Source organism: Pseudomonas sp. Pse35, assembly GCF_024519715.1.
GTDB classification, from domain to species: Bacteria; Pseudomonadota; Gammaproteobacteria; order Pseudomonadales; family Pseudomonadaceae; genus Aquipseudomonas; species Aquipseudomonas paracarnis.
In genome coordinates, this window is the sequence record NZ_JALJRP010000053.1 from 1 (window position 1) to 20,636 (window position 20,636).

Annotated in this window: 12 protein-coding genes; 1 reads left to right on the forward strand and 11 read right to left on the reverse strand. The window is 61.6% G+C overall.

Annotation, left to right across the window (positions count from 1 at the left end):
• Positions 1-358 precede the first annotated feature (358 nt).
• Entirely contained in the window at positions 359-2,614 is a 2,256-nt protein-coding gene (locus OC445_RS26060; protein WP_198791614.1) for an ATP-dependent DNA helicase, read from the reverse strand.
• A complete protein-coding gene (locus OC445_RS26065) occupies positions 2,611-4,257 on the reverse strand; it encodes a VRR-NUC domain-containing protein (RefSeq protein ID WP_198791615.1) in 1,647 nt (548 codons plus the stop codon). The genes OC445_RS26060 and OC445_RS26065 overlap by 4 nt, the downstream gene beginning before the upstream one ends.
• A gap of 189 nt (positions 4,258-4,446) precedes the next feature.
• On the opposite strand from OC445_RS26065, the gene OC445_RS26070 reads away from it, so the two are divergent.
• Complete coding sequence (locus OC445_RS26070; protein ID WP_003191162.1) at positions 4,447-4,671, forward strand: YgdI/YgdR family lipoprotein; 225 nt, start codon at positions 4,447-4,449, stop codon at positions 4,669-4,671.
• Positions 4,672-4,791: 120 nt separating this feature from the next.
• On the opposite strand, the gene OC445_RS26075 is transcribed toward OC445_RS26070, so the two are convergent.
• The 9 genes from OC445_RS26075 to OC445_RS26115 form a co-directional block, all read right to left on the reverse strand.
• Complete coding sequence (locus tag OC445_RS26075) at positions 4,792-6,216, reverse strand: lipase (RefSeq protein WP_198791616.1); 1,425 nt, start codon at positions 6,214-6,216, stop codon at positions 4,792-4,794.
• Between the two features lie 192 nt (positions 6,217-6,408).
• The gene (locus tag OC445_RS26080; protein WP_262020431.1) at positions 6,409-9,516 is read right to left on the reverse strand and encodes an autotransporter serine protease; all 3,108 of its coding nucleotides are present in this window, start codon (positions 9,514-9,516) and stop codon (positions 6,409-6,411) included.
• A 185-nt stretch (positions 9,517-9,701) separates the two neighbouring features.
• Positions 9,702-12,662 carry an autotransporter serine protease gene (locus OC445_RS26085; protein WP_198791617.1) on the reverse strand — a complete coding sequence of 987 codons (2,961 nt, stop codon included), beginning with the start codon at positions 12,660-12,662 and terminating at the stop codon, positions 9,702-9,704.
• Positions 12,663-12,804: 142 nt separating this feature from the next.
• Positions 12,805-14,145: a TolC family outer membrane protein gene (locus tag OC445_RS26090; RefSeq protein ID WP_198791618.1), complete on the reverse strand. Its 1,341-nt coding sequence runs from the start codon at positions 14,143-14,145 to the stop codon at positions 12,805-12,807.
• Positions 14,146-14,147: 2 nt separating this feature from the next.
• On the reverse strand, positions 14,148-15,461 hold the full coding sequence (locus tag OC445_RS26095) for an HlyD family type I secretion periplasmic adaptor subunit (protein ID WP_220383116.1): 1,314 nt from the start codon (positions 15,459-15,461) through the stop codon (positions 14,148-14,150).
• Positions 15,458-17,209, reverse strand: a complete 1,752-nt coding sequence (locus OC445_RS26100) for a type I secretion system permease/ATPase (RefSeq protein ID WP_262020432.1) — start codon at positions 17,207-17,209, stop codon at positions 15,458-15,460. Before OC445_RS26100 ends, OC445_RS26095 begins: the two co-directional genes overlap by 4 nt.
• 100 nt (positions 17,210-17,309) lie before the next feature.
• Entirely contained in the window at positions 17,310-17,678 is a 369-nt protein-coding gene (locus OC445_RS26105) for an AprI/Inh family metalloprotease inhibitor (protein WP_057977338.1), read from the reverse strand.
• Positions 17,679-17,726: 48 nt separating this feature from the next.
• Positions 17,727-19,160, reverse strand: a complete 1,434-nt coding sequence (locus tag OC445_RS26110; RefSeq protein ID WP_054898106.1) for a serralysin family metalloprotease — start codon at positions 19,158-19,160, stop codon at positions 17,727-17,729.
• A 369-nt stretch (positions 19,161-19,529) separates the two neighbouring features.
• Positions 19,530-20,633, reverse strand: a complete 1,104-nt coding sequence (locus tag OC445_RS26115) for a P1 family peptidase (RefSeq protein WP_072448567.1) — start codon at positions 20,631-20,633, stop codon at positions 19,530-19,532.
• Between the last annotated feature and the right edge of the window lie 3 nt (positions 20,634-20,636).

Consider the following 20,636-nt stretch of genomic DNA (forward strand, 5'->3'; position numbering starts at 1 on the left):
CGATACCGCCATGCGCCCCTTCGATATCACCATCAATGGCCGGTTCCATCAGCGGAACAACGATGGGCGGCAAGAGGGGGTCAAGTGTTTTGATCTTGGGCATGGCGAGAATCCTCACGGTCGTGCGCTGTTGGCTTACCACTATCAAACGCCTGAAATCGCGGCGTGCCTACTGTCAGAATTAACAGGTAGTGCAGGATGCACCTGGATCGGTACCTGTTAATTCTGACAGTAGCCAATGCCCGGATTCAGGCGTTTGATAGCGCCAACAGCACACTTCGTAATTACGTGATTTCGACCAGTTTCACTCGGGCGGGCGCCGTAGACTTGAATGAGTGATTGCGCAGGGTGTGAACCATCATTTAAGTGTCCACCATTTGGGCAACAACTGCCGCACCCGCTGCTCCCCAAACCGGTCATCAATCAACATCACCACCCCTCGATCCTGTTGGCTGCGAATCACCCTCCCCGCCGCCTGCACGACTTTTTGAATACCCGGGTACAGATACGTGTAGTCGTACCCCGCGCCGAAAATCGCGCCCATGCGCAGTTTCATCTGCTCGTTCACCGGGTTGAGCTGGGGCAAGCCCAGGGTGGCGATAAACGCGCCGATCAAGCGCGCGCCGGGCAAGTCAATGCCTTCGCCGAACGCTCCGCCCAGTACCGCAAAGCCGATGCCCTGGCTGTGCGGGGTGAACTGGTCGAGAAAGGCCTGGCGCTCGGCCTCGGCCATACCTCGGGATTGCAGCCACAGCGCAATCTGTGGGTGTCGCTCAGCCAGTAGCTGCGCGACCTGTTGCAGGTAATCGAAGCTGGAGAAAAACGCCAGATAGTTACCCGGTTGCGCGGCGAACTGCTGGGCGATCAATGCCACGATGGGTTCCAGCGATGCCTGGCGATGCACGAACCGCGTGGAGATCCGCTCAACGATGCTCACCTGCAACTGCTCGGCCTTGAACGGTGATTCAACGTCGACCCAGGCGGTGTCCGCTGGCAGGCCTAGCAAATCGGCGTAATAGTGCCGTGGGCTCAAGGTCGCGGAAAACAACACGCTGCTGCGCGCAGCGGTCAGCCTGGGCCGGATGAACTCGGCCGGTACCACGTTGCGCAGGCACAGGGTCGAGCTGCTGCGCTTGGCGGTGAACGAGCGCTTAGTGATATCGAAAATAAAGTGCTCGTTAAACAGCTCCGCCACTTTGGCCCATTGCAGCGCGTCGAAGTAGAAGGCTTGCAGGTCACCGGTGAGGGCATCGGGGTGATCGTTGAAGTAATCGCCCATGGCGCTGGTGCACAGACTCAGGGCCTGGAGCAGTTTGTCGGGTTTGGCGGCGTAGGCCTGATAAGGCGCCAGTTGATCCTTGTGCAACGCGTTCCACTCACGGTTGAGGCGCTGCAAGGGTTTTTTCAGCGCCTCGGGTGCGCTGTCGCGCACGGTCTTGAGGCTGTATTGATCCAGGCTGGCGCTGTACATCGAGCGGGCTCGCTCGACCAGGTTGTGGGCTTCATCCACCAGCACCGAGACCTGCCATTGGTTGAGCTGGGCGAGGCCGAACAACATCGCGCCAAAGTCGAAGTAATAGTTGTAGTCGGCGACGATCAGGTCGCTCCAGCGCGCCATTTCCTGGCTCAAATAGTACGGGCAAACCTGATGAGCCAGCGCCACGTTGCGCAGGCTGCGTTGATCGAGCAGGCGCACCTGGGACGCGGCCTGGCGGGCGGCAGGCAGGCGGTCGTAAAAGCCCTTGGCCAACGGGCAGGAATCACCGTGGCAGGCTTTGTCCAGGTGTTCGCACGCCTTGTCCCGGGCCACCAGTTCAAGCACACGCAGTGACAGCTCGGGGCTGCTGTCGTACAACACCTGCGCAGCATCCAGGGCCAGCTTGCGCCCGGGCGTCTTGGCGGTGAGGAAGAACACCTTGTCCAGTTGCTGCGGCGCCAAGGCCTTGAGCTGCGGGAAGATAGTGCCGATGGTCTTGCCAATGCCGGTGGGCGCCTGGGCCATCAGGCACCGGCCGGTACACACCGCTTTGTAGACCGACTCGGCCAAGGTGCGCTGCCCGGTACGGAAGTCGGCATGGGGAAATGCCAGGCTCTGCGCGCCAGCGTTGCGTGCCGCGCGGTGCTGCATCTCCTGCCGGGCCCAGTCCAGGAACAGCGCGCATTGTTGGTTGAAGAACTGTTCAAGGTCTGGCGCATCGAATCGCTGGTTGAGCACGGTTTCGCCTTCGACGACGATATCGAAGTACACCAGCGCCAGGTCGATCTCACTGAGCCCGAGCTTCTGGCACATCAGCCAGCCATACACTTTGACCTGGGCCCAGTGCAGTTGCCGATGGTTGGCGGGCTGGGCAGCGAGGTCGCCGCGGTAGGTCTTCACCTCTTCGAGGCGGTTGCTGTCCGGGTCATAGCCGTCCGCCCTGCCCCGTACTTTGAGTTGCTGGTACTCGCCTTCAAGCGCCACTTCATTCTGGTAGTGCGCATTGCGCCGTGACGCTACCGTGCGATGGCCGACGATGCCTTCCTGGGCGCTGGGCGACGGCGTAAAGCGCAGGTCGAGGTCACCGACCTTGGCCGTGAACTCACACAACGCCCGCACGGCCACGCTGTAACTCAAGCGGGTTGCTCCGCCCAGCGCACGTAACAGACGGTGACCGGCATCTGGTGCTCGCCGCAGAATTGCAGCCAACGCAACTGGTTGTCTTGCAGACGGTCGCCGGGGCCTTTGACCTCGATCATGCGATAGGTATTTTGCGCGGGCCAGAACTGGATAAGGTCCGGCATCCCGGCCCGGTTGGCACGGATATCCTGCAACAGGCGCGCAAACCAATGGCGCAAGTGTTCGGCGGGCAGGCAGGCCAGGGCTTGCTCCAGCAGTTCTTCGTTGAGCAGGTTCCAGAACACAAAAGGCGACTGAATGCCCCATTTCTCTACATAGCGTTGGCGGATGCTGGCCTTGTAGCGACCATCCTCCAGTTGTGCAAAGCACGCGGCAAACAAGGCTTCTCGGCGTTGATAAAAGTCCTCGCTGTGCAAGTCCGCCGGCCCGCGCTGGAACGGGTGGAAGAACGCCCCCGGCAGCGGGGCGAAAATCGCCTCCCAGCACAGCAAGCCGAACAGCGAATTGATCAGGCCATTCTCGACGTAATGCACGGGCGCATCCGGTTCGCTCAGGTGCGCCAGCACACTGGATTCCACCGACAGCAGCGGTTCCTGCATCAGTGCCAGGTCCAGGCGCGCCACCGCTTGGGGCTTGGCCCTGGGCAGCGCCGGCCCGCCAAGTTTGCGCCGCAGGCGCGGCACTACCCTTAGCAGTTGTTGGTGTTCAGCGGCGCTGTGTGGGGCCTGTTGTGCCTCGGTCGCCAGGGCCATGGCTTGGGCGTAATCCTCCTGGCGCTCCAGTACGCGAATCAGCCGCGCCCGGGCACCGGGGTGCGTGCAACCGCGGTAAATCTGTTCGGCCAGCGCCAGCTCGGCGCAGCGTTCGCAATACTGGCCAATCTGGAACAACAGCTTGGCGCGGCGCTTTTCCAGCCAGGGGTTGTCGGTACACAACGTGGCGACCTGCGCCAACACCGTATCCAGCGCGTCACCGGCTTCAAAGGCTTGCTGGCACTGGTGCAGGAACAGAAACCCGTGCACATCCTCACGGCTGCGTAACCCACGCGACTCGGCGCAGAACTCGACTTTTTCATAGGTGTAGATGCCCAGATCTGCCAGCACGAATTCCGACCAGTCCTGGTGCAGATTGCCGAAGAACATCAGGCGCAGGCGATCACACAACTCCATTACCGTCAGGCTGTAGAGCGCGTCGTCTACGTCGGGGCACCACTGGGCAAAGCTGCGCGACTCGGTAAATTGCGCGGCCAAAGGTTCAAGCCAATCGGCCTTGTTACCCTTGGGTTGATCGATCCAGGGCTTGAAGGCGCCGAGCAATTCACTCTTTTGCAGCAGCGCGAACAGGGTGGCAAACGGCAGCGGGCTTTGATCCTCCACCCATCCCAGCTCACGCAATGGCCCCGCCGCCGCATGGGGGCAACCGATTTCCAGGTAATGGAGTTTAGTGGCGCGAAAATGCACGCCCTTGCGCATCACCATGCGCACCAACAACGCCTGGGAGGCCTGGGGCAACCTGTCAAATTGCTGAATGAATTGCTGTTCGTGCGCATTGAGCAAATCGGCGTAGCGTTGCCCCAACCAAACCAGCACTTGGCGGAAGTTATGCAGGTAATACAAGGGGTCTTCGAGGGGGTTGGCCATGGTGCAATGCAATCAAATACTGGTTATGCATACAGAGTGCCGGGGCAAAGCCGTTGTTGCAATCAGTAATAGATAAATGGCGCCTGCAACTTTTTGCAAAAAAACAATCTGATGAGTGGGTTGATCGCGTAATATTTATGGCCCCGCAAGCAGACGCTGCGGGACTTTTCAGGGTTAAAGGTAAGGGTTATGAACATGAAGAATTTGGGTCTGCCACTGGTTGCACTCACTTTTCTGGTATTGGCCGGTTGCTCCACGCAAACCGTGGTGACCTTGCAGAACGGCACGCAGTATTTGACCAAGGACACGCCCAACGCCAAGACCGCCGACGGCTTCTACGAGTTCACCGATATTGCCGGCAAGCGTATTCGTATCAAGGCCGATGATGTGGCCACGGTGCGTAAGGAAAAATGATCATCTAGCAAAACCCATCAAATGTGGGAGCTGGCTTGCCTGCGATAGCGATTTTTCAGTCACCGCATGGCTGTCTCGACCGCCGCCATCGCAGGCAAGCCAGCTCCCACACCGAATGCGTTAGCTGATGACTATCCCCTCCCCCGACAGACTGCTCACACCCACCAGCGTCACCGAATCCGTCCCAAAGCCAATGACGGTATCCCCGCCCACCACCTTGATGTGATCGCGGTAATCATTGCTGCCCGCCACGTCGTTGAACACCAGCTTGTCCGTCGCCTGGTAGCCGATCACCCGGTCATTGCCAAACTGCCCGCTGAACAAAAACGTGTTGTGCCCACTGCTGTCGCGGATGGTGTCATTGCCCTTGCCACCTTCGATAAAGTCCGCGCCCCTGCCGCCTTTGATCAAGTCGTCGCCGTCGCTGCCGATGATGAAGGTATTGCCCTTGTGCGCCTCGGCATTGCGGTTGAGGTCTTGCACCCAGGTGGTGGCCCGTGCCGGGTCGGACAGGTTGGCGACGATCACCGTGGAGTCGCGGGTCATCTGTTCGTAGAACCCCGAGTCGAGGATACGGGTCATGCCGTCACCGTAACCGGTGGGCAAGTGCGAAACCCAAGTGGACAGGTTGAGGATGGAAAACGGCAGGACGTTCCACAGGGATGAGGCGTAGTGATCGTTGAAACTGACAATGTTGTCGGTGCTCGATTCGTGGGCCTTGTCGTGCACGCCTAGGGACGACAGGTTGAATGACGAGCCATCCAGGGCTCGGAATACTGGATCGTTTTCATAACCGACGTTAAGCACCTTGTCGCCGGCGCTCTGGGTCGGCGATGCGTAGGCCACGTAATTGGCGTCTTTATAGAACCCCGACCAGGTACTGTCGCTCAAGTCGGCCATGCTGTTGACCGCCAGGCCGCCCAGACTGTGGCCGCTGACCACTACGTCATTGCCGCCCAGGCCCTGGGCGCTGGCGAAGTCCGCCACGTTCTTGAGCAAGCCGCCAAAGGCTTCCCCCGCGTAGTTCTTGGCATAATCCTTGGGCCCGAAGGCGGCGAGCAGGTCGCTGATCACATCGCCGATGGAGTCAGTGATCACGCTTTCCCGAGGCCCTGAAGTGCCGCGGAAACTGATGCCGATTTCCAGCAGCTTGCCAGCGTCATCGTACTTGCCCAGCACCTCGGCCTGCGCCGTGCCGTAGCCGAATTTTTCGCCAAAGAAGGTGCCGCGCGCATCGACCTTGCCGCTATAGCCCAGGGTACTGGCGCTGATGGGCGTCCAGCCGGCTGCTTGCACCGCCTCAAGGGCGGCTTTTTCCGAGTCGGGGTTCCAGGGGATCCCGGGGATGACCCCTTGGGCATTGCTGCCGCCAATCAGGGCGCTGACCAGGGTGGCCGGCAACCCCAGCCCGAGGCCATTGTTCTGGTAGCCGACGGCAAAGCCGTTATCCAGGTTGTGGTAGGAATACAGCGTGATCGCCATAGCATCGGCGAACAACGCCTTGGAGTCCTCGGTACCGAGGTTTTTATAGTCAAAGATACCCATTGGTAGTGCCTCTCTGTTGTTGGATTTGTAGAGAAAGCCAAAACACCTGTTATCCGTTACCACCTGTAGGAGCGAGCTTGTGTGGCGAGGGAGCTTGCTCCCGCTGGGCTGCGCAGCGGCCCCAAAAACTTGCGGGCGCTGCGCACCCGAGCGGGAGCAAGCTCCCTCGCCACAACCAACTGCACCTGGCCTTTAGAACGCCCAATCCAGGCTCAAGCCGACACCGTGCACCTTCTCCTTGCTGGCCAGCAGGCCGTTGTAATCGAAGTTCACCCGCGCATCCTTGCTCAATGCCAGGCTGACCCGTGCCCCGACCAACGCCGCATCGCGCACCATCGGCGCACTTTCCACCGTGAACGAAGGGCCGCCCGAGGCAAACGCCAGGTGCTGTTCCGAATCGGTGCTGCTCAGGTTGTGCTGCCAGCCCAGGGTGCCGGAGACTTCCAGTTGCTGATGGTCGTTGATATTGAAGGTCTTCAAGGCCCGCATACCCAGGGTGCTGAGCACCAGGTCACGGCTGTCGTCGCCACTTCTCAGCGCGGCGGCGTCGCCCTTCTCTTTGAAGCTGTCAGTTGCCAGGTGCACGTAGGCCAGGTTGGCGAACGGCTCCAGGGCCAGTGGTTGCAGGTTGATGCGGTACGCCGCTTCCGTGAACACCTGGGTACTGTGGGCATCGACCTTGGCTTTTTGCTTGCCGCTGACATCGCCGTATTGCAGGTCGCGTTTGACATCGGCGCGGTGCCAGCTGTAGGTCGCGCCGCCACTCAGGCGCCAGGCGCCGATTTCATGCCCGGCATAGGCGCCGAAATGGTAGCTGTCGACCGAGGCGCGGCTGTGGGTGCCGCTGCCCATGTTCAACGACGTGTCGCTGTAACCGGCCACCAGGCCAATGCGTGTGGCCTCATCGACGGCGCCGTCCACACCGGCGAGCATGCCGCCGATAGAGGTGGTGTAGCCCGCCGTGTCGTTGCGGCTGTCGGTCTTGCCCCATGCGCCCAATGCCTTGACCCACACGTTGCCACGGCTGTCGATGGCTTGGCTGGTAGCGCCCATCTCGCCATTGCGCAGACGCTCGCCCACCGCTTCGCGTACGTAGCGGCTGTCATTGACCAGTGCGGTTTCCAGCGCCGGGTAGACTTCCCCACTCAGTTGCTGAAACGCGCCCTGGGCCGAAGCGGCCGTGGGTGCCAGCAGCAGGCTTTCATACACACCGTTGCCCGCGCCCAATTGCTCGACGGCTGCGGCCACGGCGCGCTGGTTCGGCGTGGCGGCCACACTGGCGAAGCTGTTGGTGCGTGCCACATCCAGCTGCACGCCGTTGGCGGCATAGTTCAAGGTACCGCCGACAAACAGGTAGTTGGGAACCACTGCCGCGAAGCTGCCGGTGACGCCACCTGCCGCTTGCAGGATGTTGTATTGGCGGCCAATCAGACTTTGGGCCTGGGGCGCGCTCAACAAGGTCGGGCTGTTTTCCAGGGCCAGGGTCACGGTGCCGCCGTTGAGGGTGGCCGTGCCGCCCGCGACGATACGATCGCTGCTGGTGGGCGACAGTTCTACCGCATAGGTCGAGCCCGGTTCAAAGTTGACGTTGCCCGCCACGTTCAAGGTGCCAATGGAATTGCCCGGTGCCACAGTACCGCCGCTTTTCGCGCTCAGCGAACCGATACGCCCCGAACCACCGACCACGCCGCTCTGGCTCACGGTGACGTCGGAGGTGACCGAACCGTTGATCGCCAGCAAGCCCTGGTTGACCAGCGTCGGCCCGCTGTAGGTGTTGGCGCCGGTGAGCACCAAGGTACCGATGCCCTGCTTGGTCAGGCCGCCATGGCCCGAGATGTCGTTGCTCCACACATCCCGCCCGCAGTGCAAGTCATCGCACACACGCTGGGTGGGTTTGCCGGCATCCACCACCGCGCCGACGCCCGGCAGGTCCGCCACGAACTGGCCGCTGCCGTAGGCGCCGTCGATACGGAACTCGGCCGGGATATCCTCGGCGGTGATAAACATCCCTGGGCCGTTGACCGCCTTGCCCAGGTTGATCATGCCCCAGCCATAGAGGGAGTCGATGCCCGGCGCGCCGAGGTCGGTGGCGGTGGTCTTGAGCACGGTGGATATCTGGTCGCCGCTCATGTATTGGAAGCGTTCCATCAGCACCGCTGCGCTGCCGGCTACGTGAGGCGCGGCCATGGATGTGCCGTTGAAGTTGGCGTAGTCGTTGGTGAGGTTGTCCAGGTTGGTGCCGTTGATGATCGAGCTGTAGATCTTGGTGCCGGGCGCCGATACGCAAAAGCTCGCCGCATAGCCACAGCGCGACGAGAAGGTGCTGATCACATAGGGGTTGGCACTTGCGGTGTCCGGGTTTTGCTGTAACGCGGCCACCGACAGCCAGTTCGGGGCAATCTCCGGCACAAAGTACGCCAGACCGGAAATGGCATCCGGGTTGTTACGGTTGTAGTCATTACCCGCGGCGAAGATGGTCAGCACACCGCTGCGGGCCGCATCGATGGCGCCTTGATAAGCCCCCCCTTCGATTGTGCCCAGGATCGGTCGAATGGTGTTGAATTGCGCCTGGGCTTCGTTGACGGTGAAATTGGGAAACGCCGGATCGCGCCCGCCCTTGGCGTACTGATCACCGATGCCGATACCCCAGCTGTTGTTGATGATGCGAGCGCCGCTGGCAACCAGCGCATCCCAACCGGCTTTGTACACCGCGCCATCGTTGCCCAGGATAATTCCGTCTTCCGGGCCCGGGTCACCGTTTTCGGCACTGATGATTTGCGCATTGAACGCCACGCCATGCATCGGCCCGCCATCGCGGTTACCCGCAGCAATCCCGCCGACATGCGTGCCGTGGTTGCCCAGCTTGCCATTGGAGCCCAGGGACGGAGTGCCGTCGTAACGGAATGCATCTCCGGCCTTCACCGGGATATACGGGTCGGTGTATTGGCGGATGCCCTCGGTGACAATGGTCACCACTTTGTTGGGGCTGGCGAATTCCGGATGTGGCGCATACACCGGCTGGTCGAAGATCCCCAGCTTGACGCCCTTGCCGGTATAGCCGGCCGCATAGGCGGTGTCGGCGTGCACGGCGCCCAGGCCCCAGTCGGCCTTGAACTCATTGCTGCGCCAGCTGGCGGCGTCGCCCAGTTTGCCGGTTTCCACATAGGGTGCGGCCTGGGCGGTCCCCAGGCTTGCCAGGCAACACAGCAATGCGCCGTATGGCACGCAGCTCAGCGCCTTGAGCGGATAGCCCGGGCCTGTGTGGATGGCGGTAGTTAACCCTGACTTGCGTTTTTTCACGGTGACCTTCCTTAGTTTTCTTATTGCACGTGTGTAAATCACTTTCTCCAGAACACCGCCGCTGATCGTTCCCATGCTCCGCGTGGGAATGCGGCCCCGGACGCTCTGCGTCCCAAAGCGTGACGCGGAGCGTCACAAGAGGCGTTACCACGCGGAGCGTGGGAACGATCAGGTTCGCGGTGTCTTCAGAACTGCCAGTTCAGGCTCAAACCCACGCCCTGGGTTTTCGCGCGCCCACCCAATTGGCCGTTGTAATCCAGGTTGACCCGTGTCGATGCATTCAGCGCCAGGCTGGCCTGCACGCCCACCAGGGCGGCATCGCGCAGCAACGGTGCACTGCGCACCGCAAATGAAGGCCCGCCGGCGACAAACGCCAGGTGCTCCTCTGACTCCACCGCCGTCAGGCTGTGTTGCCAGCCCAACGAACCGGACAGGTCCAGTTGCTGGTGGTCATTGAGGGCCAGGGTTTTCAGGGCACGCACGCCAAGGGTGCTGAGCACTGCATCACGCCGGTCGCTGCCGCGTTCCAGGGCAGCGGCGTCGCCTTTTTCGTGGAAGGACTCGCTGTTCAGATGCACATAGGCCAGGTTGGCGAACGGCTCCAGGGCCACCGCCTGCAGGCGGATGCGGTACGCGGCTTCGGTGAAGACCTGCGCCGTGGTCGCGTCCAGCTTGGATTTTTTTTGCTTGCCGCTGACATCACCCCATTGCAGGTCGCGCTTCACGTCGCCGCGATGCCAGCTGTAGGCACCGCCGACGCTCAGGCGCCAGTCACCCAGCTCGCGCCCGGCGTACGCGCCAAAGTGGTAGCTGTCGATGGACGCCGATGAATGGGTACCGCTGCCCATGTTCAAGGAACTGTCGCTGTAACCGGCAACCACACCTACGCGGGTCTGCTCATCCAGCGCGCCATCCACGCCCGCCAACAGGCCACCGATGGAGGTGGTGGAACCCGCCGTTTCAGTGCGGCTGTCGGTCTTGCCCCAGGCGCCCAGCGCCTTGAACCACAGGTTGCTTTCACCGGTCACTGGCACATGGCGCAGGCGCTCGCCCACGGCATTACGCAGTTGCAGGCTGTCGTTGATCAGCATCGCACCCACGGCGGGGTAGATTTCCCCGGACAGTTGCTGCAAACCCTGCTGGGCGGTGGCGACTGACTGCGACTGCAGCAGGCTTTCAAACACTGGGTTGCCAGCGCCCAATTGCTCGGCCGCCGCCGCAACGTTGCGCTGGTTGCGGGTGGCGCCGACGCTGGCGAAGCTGGCGCCATTGCGCCCAACATTCAGTTGCACGGCATTGGCGGCGTAGTCAAGGGTGCCACCGAGGAACAGGTAGTTGGGCAGTACTTGCCCGAACTGGCCCTGGATACCGCCCGCCGCCTCGAGAATCGAGTACTGCCGGCCAATCAGGCTTTGGGCCTGGCTCTGGCTGAGCAAGGTCGGGCTGTTTTCCAGCGCCAGCGTGACCGTGCCGCCGCCCAGAACCGCCTGGCCGCCGGCAACAATGCGGTCACTGCTGGTGGGCGTCAGCTCCACGGCATAGGTAGAGCCGGCGCCGAGGTTTACGTCCCCTGCCACTTGCAAGGTGCCCACGGAATTGCCCGGGGCCACACGGCCGCCGTTGTTTACAGACAACGCGGCAATACGCCCGGAACCGCCGAGGGTGCCGCTGTCATTCACCGTCACTGCCGAAGCCAGCGAGCCATTGACGGCCAGCAGACCGCCGTTGACGAGGGTCGCGCCGCGATAGGTGCTGTCGCCGCTGAGCACCAGGCTGCCGGCACCGGCCTTGACCAGGCTGCCCTCGTACACGCGGTTGGCGGCGGCCTGGTCGCGGGCGTTGCCGATGGCGTAGTCGGTCTGGTCCTGCTGGCTGGCAGTCGCGCCGACGCCGTTTTGCCAGCCCTTGTCGATCAGGGTTTGCTGCCAGGCAGTGTGTTCGGCGCGGTCCTCGGCCTGGCGCTGAAGCAGCGCCTGGTCGGAGATGCCATTGCTCCACACATCGCCCTGCCCGGCGGCCAGGTTCACCTCCATAGGCCCGAGCAATTGCCCAGGGCCATGCATCGCCCGGCCCAGGTCAGGCACACCCCAGCCGACAATCGCATTGGGCGCCTGGGTGATCGAGCCGTCGAGCTGCGTGGCGGTGGTCAGCAGCACCTGCAAGGCTTGCTCGTTGGTCATGTAGGGATAACGTTCCATCACCAGCGCCAACGCGCCGGTGGCATGGGGCGCTGCCATCGAGGTGCCGGACTTGACCCCATAACCCCCGTCAGGAATGGTGCTGTTGATCAGCGCGCCGGGGGTAGAAATACACCAGTACTTGGCGACGCCGCATTTGTTGTATTTCTGGTTATTGGCCTTATCCAACCCGGACACGGCAAGCCAGTGGCCTTCCAGTTCCGGCTGGAAATACGGCAAGGCCGAGCGCACGCTCGCGTTGGCATAGCCGCTGTTGCCGGCGCTGAACACATTGATCACGCCAGCCTTGGCCACGTCCGCTGCCGCGTCCAGCCAGGTGCCACGGTTGTAATGCTGGGCGTACGCCGCGTGCATGTTATCCAGAGTCTGGTAACTGACGTCCTTGGGCTGGCTGCCCCAGCTGTTGTTGATGGCGCGCACGCCGGAGTCCACCAAAGCGGTGTACACGGTCTTGAAGTATTTGGGGTCAGGGGCGGGGCCGAACAGGAAGCTGTCGTTGGCGTTGGTGTTGCCCACAAAAACTTGCGCGTTGTAGGCCACGCCATGCATGCCCACGCCGTCGCGGGCGGCGCCCATGGTGCCGGTGACGTGGGTGCCGTGGGAATCATTGTTCGGGTTGAGCGCGCCCGTGGTGGTGAAGGCGCTGCCATCGACATAGGTGCCAGTGGCAGTGACCGGGTGGAAACGGTCATTGGAGGCTTCGGGGTGATTGGCATCGAACCCTGAGTCCAGCGCGCCGATTTTCACGCCTTGGCCGCTGATCCCGGCGGCGTAGGCTTCATCGGCTTTCATGCGGCCCAGGCCCCAGTCGCTCTGGTACTCGGCCGAGCGCCAACTGGCGGGGTTACCCGGCTGGCCGGTCTCGGTGTATTGCGCCTGTGCCGCAACGGACAGCAAGAGCAAGGAACCTGCGGTGAAGGGTTTGAAACGCGGTGAATCGGTGATCATGTGCACACTCCCTATTATTGTTATTCCCTGCCCTGTGGCGAGGGAGCTTGCTCCCGCTGGAGTGCGAAGCGCTCCCTAAAAAAGCCGGCTCCAGCTTCGCTGTCGAGCGGGAGCAAGCGCCCTCGCCACAAAACACGCGCTCCTACAGTTTTCCATCCGGGCCGAAGGCTTCGTCCACTTTGGCCAAGTCGGTATCGCGCAAGTTGCCCGCGTAGTAGTGCAATTTGGTCCAGGCCATCAAGTAGTCATAACGCGCCTGGGCCAGGTCGCGGCGGGTGCTGTACAACTGCTGTTCGGCGTTCAGTGCGTCGAGGTTGACGCGTTCGCCGCCGAGAATGCTTTGCTTGGTCGACACCACCAGCGCCTCCGCGGATGCCAGCGCTTTCTGATAGGCGCGCAACTTGCTCACGCCTGACAAGCACGCGCTGAACTGGCGACGCAGTTCGATCAGGGTTTCGCGGGTCTTGCCCTCCAGCTCGTATTCGGCCTGCTCCATCGCACGGCTGGCCTGGCGGGTGGAAGCCGAGATACCGCCACCGGCATACAGCGGCATGCTCACTTCGACGCCGATGGTGTTGGTGTCGTAGCGCTGGTTATAAGTGTTGCCGCTGTCGGACTCCTGCTTGCGCGAGGTGGCATACGCGGTGATTCGCGGCAAATGCCCGGCGCGGTTGCGTTCCACTTCATAGCGCGCCACTTCCAGGGACTGGCGTTGCGACGCCAGCACAGGGTTGTTGGTCAGCGCCAACTCATGCCAGGTGTCGTAGTTGGCCGGGGTCAGGGTGAACGCGGCAAAGCTCTGGTTCAGCGGTGCCAGGTCGTTGATGTTGACGCTTTGCACGCCGATCAACGCGCCCAGCTCCCGGAGCGAGGCGTCCTGCTCATCCAGGGCCTGGATCTCTTCGGCGGTGGCCAGCTCATAGCGCGACTCGGCTTCCAGGATATCGGTGCGAGTGCCCTCGCCTTGCTGGAACAGATGCCGGTTCTGCTGGAACTGTTGTTCGAACGCCTTCTTCTTGGCCCTGGCGATGTCGATCTGGTCCTGGGCAAACAGCGCCTGGGTGTAATAGCTCAACACCCGCACCAGCAACGCCTGGCTCTTGTCCCGAAAGCTTTCATCGGCGAACAGTGCCTGGGCTACGCCCTTGCGGTAGTTGGCATAGGCTTCGTAGTCGAACAGCGGCTGTTGCAGGCTGAAGGTGGAGCCATAGCTGTTGTAGTTGCGGTCGTCGCGATAGCTGCCACCGCGCCCGTCAGGCAGGTGCGCCTCGGAGTTGTTGCGGCCCTTGTTGTAGTTGTAAGACAGCCTCGGCAGCAGCCCGGCGCGGCCAATGGTGCGGTTTTCCAGGCCGGCGTCGCGCTCCTTGATGGCGCCCAGGAACACCGGGTCGTTGCGCAGCGCCTGCTCGTAAACATCGAAGGGCCCCATCGCGGCCTCGGCACTGCCACACACCAGCAACAGCGAAATGAACACTGGCTTCATGCTCATTCCTCAGTCAACGCGGAGCCGGCGCGGTCCAGCAGCGGCTTGAACAGGTAATTGAGCAAGGAACGCTCGCCGGTGCGTACGAACATCTCGGCGGGCATACCGGGCTTGATCACCAGGCCGTTGAGTTTTTCCATCGCCGCCTCGCTCACGCTGGTGCGCAGCACGTAGTAAGGCGCACCGGTTTTTTCGTCGAGCATCTGGTCGGCGGAGATCAGGCTGACTTCGCCCGGCACCCGTGGCGTGCGGCTTTGGTTGAAGGCGGTGAAGAGGATGTCGACCGGCAAGTGTGTGCCGACCTTGTCTACCAGATGTACAGGCAAATGCCCTTCCACTTCCAGGCGTGTGCCCTGGGGCACAATCTCCAACAGGGTTTCACCGGCGCGCACCACGGCGCCTTCGGTATGCACGCTGAGGTTGACCGCAATGCCATCGGCCGGCGCGTTGATCTCGCTGTGTTGCAGGTTGAAGCCGGCGGAGGTCAGTTGCTGCTCCAGGGTCAGGGCGCGCAGTTGCGCGTCGGCCAGTTGGCTGCGCACTTCCTTCTGATACTCCTCGCTGTGCTGCTGTAACTTGAGGCGCGATTCGACAATGCCCTGCTCTATCCGGCCGCTTTCCCCGGCGTTTTGCGCCAGGTCCTGCTGCACCTGGGACAACTGGCGCTGATAGTCCATCAGGCGGTTGCGCGGGATATAGCCGTTGTCGGCCAAAGGTTGCAGGTTGCTCAGTTGCGCGCGCAGGGATTGGGCCTGGGCGGTCAAGTCACTGCGGGCACGGCGCATGCCGCTCAACTGCGACGTGGCGCCTTCGATGCTGGCGCGGATCCCGGCTTGTTCACGGGCAAACGCGTCGCGACGGCTGCTGAACAACTGGCGCTGACCTTCCAGCACCAGCATCAGGGCCGAATCGGGATTGGCGCTCAGCTCAGCAGGAAAGGTAATACCGGGCAGGTTGTCACGCTCGCTCTGCCAGCGCGCCACGCTGGCCCAGGCCATGCGGTACTGGGCTTGCAGCGATTGCACATCGGCCTGGTTCTGGGTCTGGTCAAGACGGAACAGCGGCTGGCCTTGCTTGACCAGTTCGCCCTCTTTTACCAGGATGCGGCTGACCACGCCGGGGCTGAAGGTTTGTACCGCCTTGCGCTTGCCCGACACCACCACGGTGCCTTGTACCGGGATGCCTTGGTCCAACGGTGCAAGGCTGGCCCAGAGGAAAAACCCACCGGCACCAACAATGGTGATCACCCAGCCCATTTTTACGAAAAAGCCGGCATCGCGTTCTTTGATTTGAGGTTCAACGGTAAGGCTGCTCATGCGCCTGGATTCCTTCCGGCCTGGTACTGACGACTGAAACTGACACCGGTTTTTTCTTTCGGAGCTTCCTGCTGCCCGGACAACGCCCGCAGCACCTCTTGGCTGGGCCCGAACGCTTGCAGTTGGCCTTCGCCGAGCACTAGCAACTTATCGGCTTGGGCCAATGCCGAGGAACGATGGGTGACCAGCACCACGCTGCTGCCCTGGGCTTTCATCTGCATGATGGCGCTGGCCAATGCGGCTTCGCCGACGGTGTCGAGGTTGGAGTTGGGTTCGTCCAGCACGATCAGCCGCGGCCCGCCGTACAGGGCGCGGGCCAGGGCGACCCGTTGTTTCTGGCCGCCGGACAAGCCACCGCCGTTGTCGCCCAGCACGGTGTCGTAGCCTTGGGGCAGGCGCAGGATCAATTCATGCACACCGGCCTGTTGTGCGGCCTTGACCACCAGCTCCGGGTCGGCCTCGCGAAAGCGCGCGATGTTATCGGCGATGCTGCCGCTGAACAGCTCGATGTCCTGGGGCAAATAGCCGATATGCGGGCCGAGGTCGTCGCGGTTCCAGCGGTGAATATCCGCGCCGTCCAGGCGCACGGTGCCGGCCAGGGTCGGCCATACGCCCACCAGCACGCGAGCCAGGGTGGACTTGCCGGAGCCCGACGCGCCCAGCACGCCCAGCACTTCACCGGCAGCCAGGCTGAAGCTGACCTGATGCAGGGTCGCCATGCGTCGCCCCGGCGGGCCGGCGCTGACCTGCTCGAAACTGACCTGGCCGTGGGGCGCAGGCAAAGCCATGTGCTCGACCTCTGGCGGGAATTCGCGCAGCAGTTCGTCGAGGCGCTGGTAGGCCAGCTTGGCCGAGCTCCATTGCTTCCACACTGCAATCAATTGGTCGATGGGGCTGAGTACGCGGCCCATCAAGATGGAGCCTGCGATCATCATCCCGGCGGTCATGTCGCCCTTGATCACCAGGTAGGCGCCCAGGCCCAGCACCAAGGATTGCAGGCACAGGCGCAGGGATTTGCTCAACGAGGTGATGATCGAACCGGTGTCGCTAGCCTTGTTCTGCAAACCCAGGAACTGAGAATGCACGCCAAACCAGCGTTGGCGCAGTGCGCCTAGCATGCCCATGGCCTGGATGGTTTCGGCGTTGTGCAAATGGCTGGTGGCCAGTTGGGTCGACTGCTGCGAAAAACCGCTGGCCTCGCCCAATGGCTTTTTGGTCAGGTATTCGTTAAGGCACGCCAGGCCAATCAACAGTACCGCGCCGGCCGTGGCCAGCACGCCGAGCCACACGTTGAACAGGAAAATCACGAACAGGTAGATCGGGAACCATGGCGCATCAAAGAATGCGAACAGCGCAGGCCCCGTGATGAATTGGCGCAAAGCGGTCAGGTCGCCCAAGGATTGCCCGGCATGCCCCTGGCCACGCTGCAAGTTGCGCTCGAAGGCGGCCTTGTACACGCGCAAGTTGAAACGTCGCTCCAACTGGCTGCCAATGCGGATCACGATGAAGCTGCGCACCACTTCCAGCAGGCCGATAAACGCAAAGAAGCCCACGACCATCAGCGTCAACATCACCAGGGTGGTTTCATTCTGGGAGGACAGCACACGGTCATACACTTGCAGCATGTAAATCGAGGGCACCAGCATTAACAGGTTAATCAATGCCGTGAAACAGCCAACGCTGATCAAAATACTCTTGTATTCACCCAGCGCCCTGAATAAGGGCGCCACCCCATGGGACTTCGCCATATTAATTGTTTTTCCTTGCAGCGAATTACGCAAAAGGGTCTCCCCTACCAAGTAGGGTACGGCCGCCTAACAAATCGAGTTATATGCTTATAACTTTTAATTAAGGTTTACGTTGCAGCGTTACAACTTCGCCAGCTTTAGTGCGGGCTTGATAGTCGCCCTCTTTCTGGCGATTCAAATGGGTGATCCCTGAGCCATCAGCGTTAAACAGCCAGATACCATCCGGGGTGGGCGACCACGTCAGCGGCTTGTCGCCCAGCCATTGCTCGGCACAGGCGATATCGCCTTCCAAGACGTTGGCTTGCTCCACTAACTTGAGCGCGCACACCTGATCCTGCTGCTTCAGTTCCCACTGCCCGGCAAGCTGCGCGGAAGTGGGTAATACAAGACTGCTAGCCATTGCGTGGGCTCCTGCCGACACGAACAACACCTGCACAACACAGGCGATCAAAGGGGAAAAACGTGGCATATCCAACTCCAGCCTGGAGCGCGGCGCCGAAGCGCCGCGCGCTTTACATCAGGCTACGATGTCACTGGCAGCCGCCTGGCCAACGGTGGTGACGAGGAAATCCGCCACGCCGTGCCCGGAGAAGTCCACCGCCAAGGTGCCCAGGTTGGTACCTGAGGCATAGGTCAGTACAGCATCGCCGGCATGCCCGGTAAATGCGTTGACAAAGGTCACGCCCGCACCCTTGGTGATACCGGACAGGTCGATCTTGTCCGAACCGGAGGTGAAGTCGAAGATCTTGTCCGCAGCCCCTGGCTTGGAGTCGGAACTGGCACCGTACACGAAAGTGTCGCTGCCAGCGCCGCCCCACAGCTGGTCTGCACCGCCGCCGCCGTAGATGAGGTCGTTGCCGGCCCCGCCCTTGATGGTGTTGGCAACCTGGTTACCAATGATCAGGTCGTTACCCGAACCGCCGAACGCGTTCTCGATGGTGACGCCCTTGGCGATGGACACGTTGCCCACCAGGCCGCCCACATCAGAGAACGAGGTGGCAGTGAGGTTGATCTTCTGGTTCTGGGTGAAACCGGAGAAGTCCAGGGTGTCGTTGCCGCCACCGTCCCATACCGAAAACACCAGCTTGTCGGCATTGGACGTGGCGCTGAGGAAATCACGCCCGGTGTTGGAGTTGAACCCGTAAGTGGTGTCCGTGGCGCGGGTGTTGAAGTTGGCACCGTAGAGCTTCTGGATCGCGGCGATATCGTCGATCAGCGGGCCGGAAGCGTAAGCCTCGACGCCGCCCTTGCTGAAGTTCTGGTTGGTGTTGCTCTCGCTCCAGTAACTCATGAGGCTATAGCCACGCGTGTCCTGTCCATAGGTTGCGTCGTTATAGGTCGGGTTGCCGTTCCCGGCGTTGTAGTCGCCAGGGTGAGCCAGGCCCAGGGTGTGGCCGATTTCGTGGGTCAGGGTCTGCCGGCCATAGTTGTTCAGGTCCGGGGTCTTGTTCGGCGTGTAGCTATTGTTGGTCAGGTACCACGAAGTGCCGTCGTAGCCTGCACCGGTACCGGGCAGGTAAGCGAAGGCCGCGGCGCCGTCCTGGCCGCTGCTGTAGTTGCCGAAGGTCATGTGGCCGTCACCGCCGGAAGCCTTTTCGGTAAAGGTCACGTTGGCAACATCCGCCCAGGATTGCATGGCCAGTGCGGCCTGTGCTTTCTGCTGGGTGTTGAATTGGCTGAACCCGGAGATGCCATGTTTGTTCATGGTGCTCTGGGTAGCCGAGGTGAGGAAGGTGTAGGTCAGATCGATCTTGCCGTTGCCATCAAAGTCCCGGTACGCAGCACCATCCCGCAGCAGCTGGGTCGCTGCCTGGTCCACGGTGTAGGACGGTTTGCCATTGACCGTGAGATTACCGCCACGGTCATACAAATGGCTGAAGCTATCGATTTGCGAGTAAGCAGTGCTGGCTTGCGCGGCAGATACAATAGCCTTGTCTTTTACTTTTGACATAAACGTACTTCCTTGTTTGCAAGTGCATCAGTCTTTGTTCGATAGGAACCTCGCGGGCGAGGATAGTCCTATCACTCACCTCTTTTGAAGGCGTAAGAAAACTGACACAACTTGAAATCTTTCGTCTACATCTATTTCCATCGCACAATTGTGACGCAGGTTCAAGTTGCAGAAGTCCCACGCAGTGTTTATTGGGGGCCGTTGCGTTTATGTGGCCGAATCGGCGCACACCACTATTTAAATATTAAATACAAGTAAAGCCGCTCTAAGCGAACGGCTCACTTGATTAATGGATCCAATATATTGTCACGGTGTCATTAGCAACATTAAAGAGCCACTATTCGCACTATTAAAGTGCGCTGTCCCCCATTACCGGGACATACTCCAGCCACACTGTTGCAGCGCTGCCAAGAGGGTCTCGCCAGCCAGGCCCGGCACCTCGACGCCGTCTTGGGTGGTCATGTCTTCACCTGCCAGAATGGCGTTGATGATCGCCTCCTCCACCACCTCTGCCGCCGCGCTGAACAGCGGCGAAATATGGTCGTTGTTGACCATCTGCAACCCGGTGCTGAGGGGCAGGTCCTTGCGCCCATAGTCGGCCGGTGGCAAATCACGGTTACCGGTGGCAAACGCCAGGAACAGGTCGCCGCTGGAATCTTCGGTGCCGCCGCCGGTACGCGCGATGCCGATGGACGCGCGCTGCGCCAGGCGCTGGCATTGGTGGGGCAGCAAGGGGGCGTCCGTGGCGATGATCACCACGATGGAGCCCATGCCAGGGGTGCCTCGCTCGGCAAAGGGCGAAGCAATGCCCATCAAGTGACGGCCCACCGGGTAGCCATCGACCCGCAGCTCCTGGCGCTTGCCATGGTTGGCCTGCACCAGTACGCCGACAGTCCAGCCGCCCTGCTCTGCTGGCAACCGCCGTGACGCCGTGCCGATGCCGCCCTTGAACTCGTGGCAAATCATGCCGGTACCACCGCCCACCGCGCCTTCCTGCACCGGGCCGCTTTCGGCCTGGTCCAGAGCCTGGCGCACATGCTCTGGGCGCACGTGCTGGCCCCAGATATCGTTGAGCAGGCCATCGTAGGTTTCCATGACCACCGGCATGCACCAGTACACCGCAGGGTCCGCCAGGCGCTCGCGCTCCAGGGCGATCAGGCTGTCGCGCACCACCCCGATACTGTGGGTGTTGGTGATGGCCATCGGCGTGGTCAACAGCCCCGCCTCGCTGATCCACTCAAGGCCCGTGGCGTCGCCGTTACCGTTGAGCACGTGGTAGCCGGCAAAACACGGTTGCTGCCGCGCTTCCCCGGCTCGCGGCTGGACCAGCGTGACGCCGGTGCGCACCTGCTTACCGTCAACACAGGCCTTGATCGTCGAGTGACCGACGCGAACCCCGGGAACATCGGTGATGGCATTCAATTCGCCGGGCATGCCCAACCCCAACGTAATGCCCAATTGACGTGCACGCATACC

What these genes read in the sequence shown, in the direction of transcription:
- OC445_RS26065 (WP_198791615.1), bottom strand. Translation starts at nt 4,257, where the DNA reads ATGGCCAACCCCCTCGAAGACCCCTTGTATTACCTGCATAACTTCCGC.
- OC445_RS26070 (WP_003191162.1), top strand. Translation starts at nt 4,447, where the DNA reads ATGAACATGAAGAATTTGGGTCTGCCACTGGTTGCACTCACTTTTCTG.
- OC445_RS26075 (WP_198791616.1), bottom strand. Translation starts at nt 6,216, where the DNA reads ATGGGTATCTTTGACTATAAAAACCTCGGTACCGAGGACTCCAAGGCG.
- OC445_RS26085 (WP_198791617.1), bottom strand. Translation starts at nt 12,662, where the DNA reads ATGATCACCGATTCACCGCGTTTCAAACCCTTCACCGCAGGTTCCTTG.
- OC445_RS26090 (WP_198791618.1), bottom strand. Translation starts at nt 14,145, where the DNA reads ATGAAGCCAGTGTTCATTTCGCTGTTGCTGGTGTGTGGCAGTGCCGAG.
- OC445_RS26095 (WP_220383116.1), bottom strand. Translation starts at nt 15,461, where the DNA reads ATGAGCAGCCTTACCGTTGAACCTCAAATCAAAGAACGCGATGCCGGC.
- OC445_RS26100 (WP_262020432.1), bottom strand. Translation starts at nt 17,209, where the DNA reads ATGGCGAAGTCCCATGGGGTGGCGCCCTTATTCAGGGCGCTGGGTGAA.
- OC445_RS26105 (WP_057977338.1), bottom strand. Translation starts at nt 17,678, where the DNA reads ATGCCACGTTTTTCCCCTTTGATCGCCTGTGTTGTGCAGGTGTTGTTC.
- OC445_RS26110 (WP_054898106.1), bottom strand. Translation starts at nt 19,160, where the DNA reads ATGTCAAAAGTAAAAGACAAGGCTATTGTATCTGCCGCGCAAGCCAGC.
- OC445_RS26115 (WP_072448567.1), bottom strand. Translation starts at nt 20,633, where the DNA reads ATGCGTGCACGTCAATTGGGCATTACGTTGGGGTTGGGCATGCCCGGC.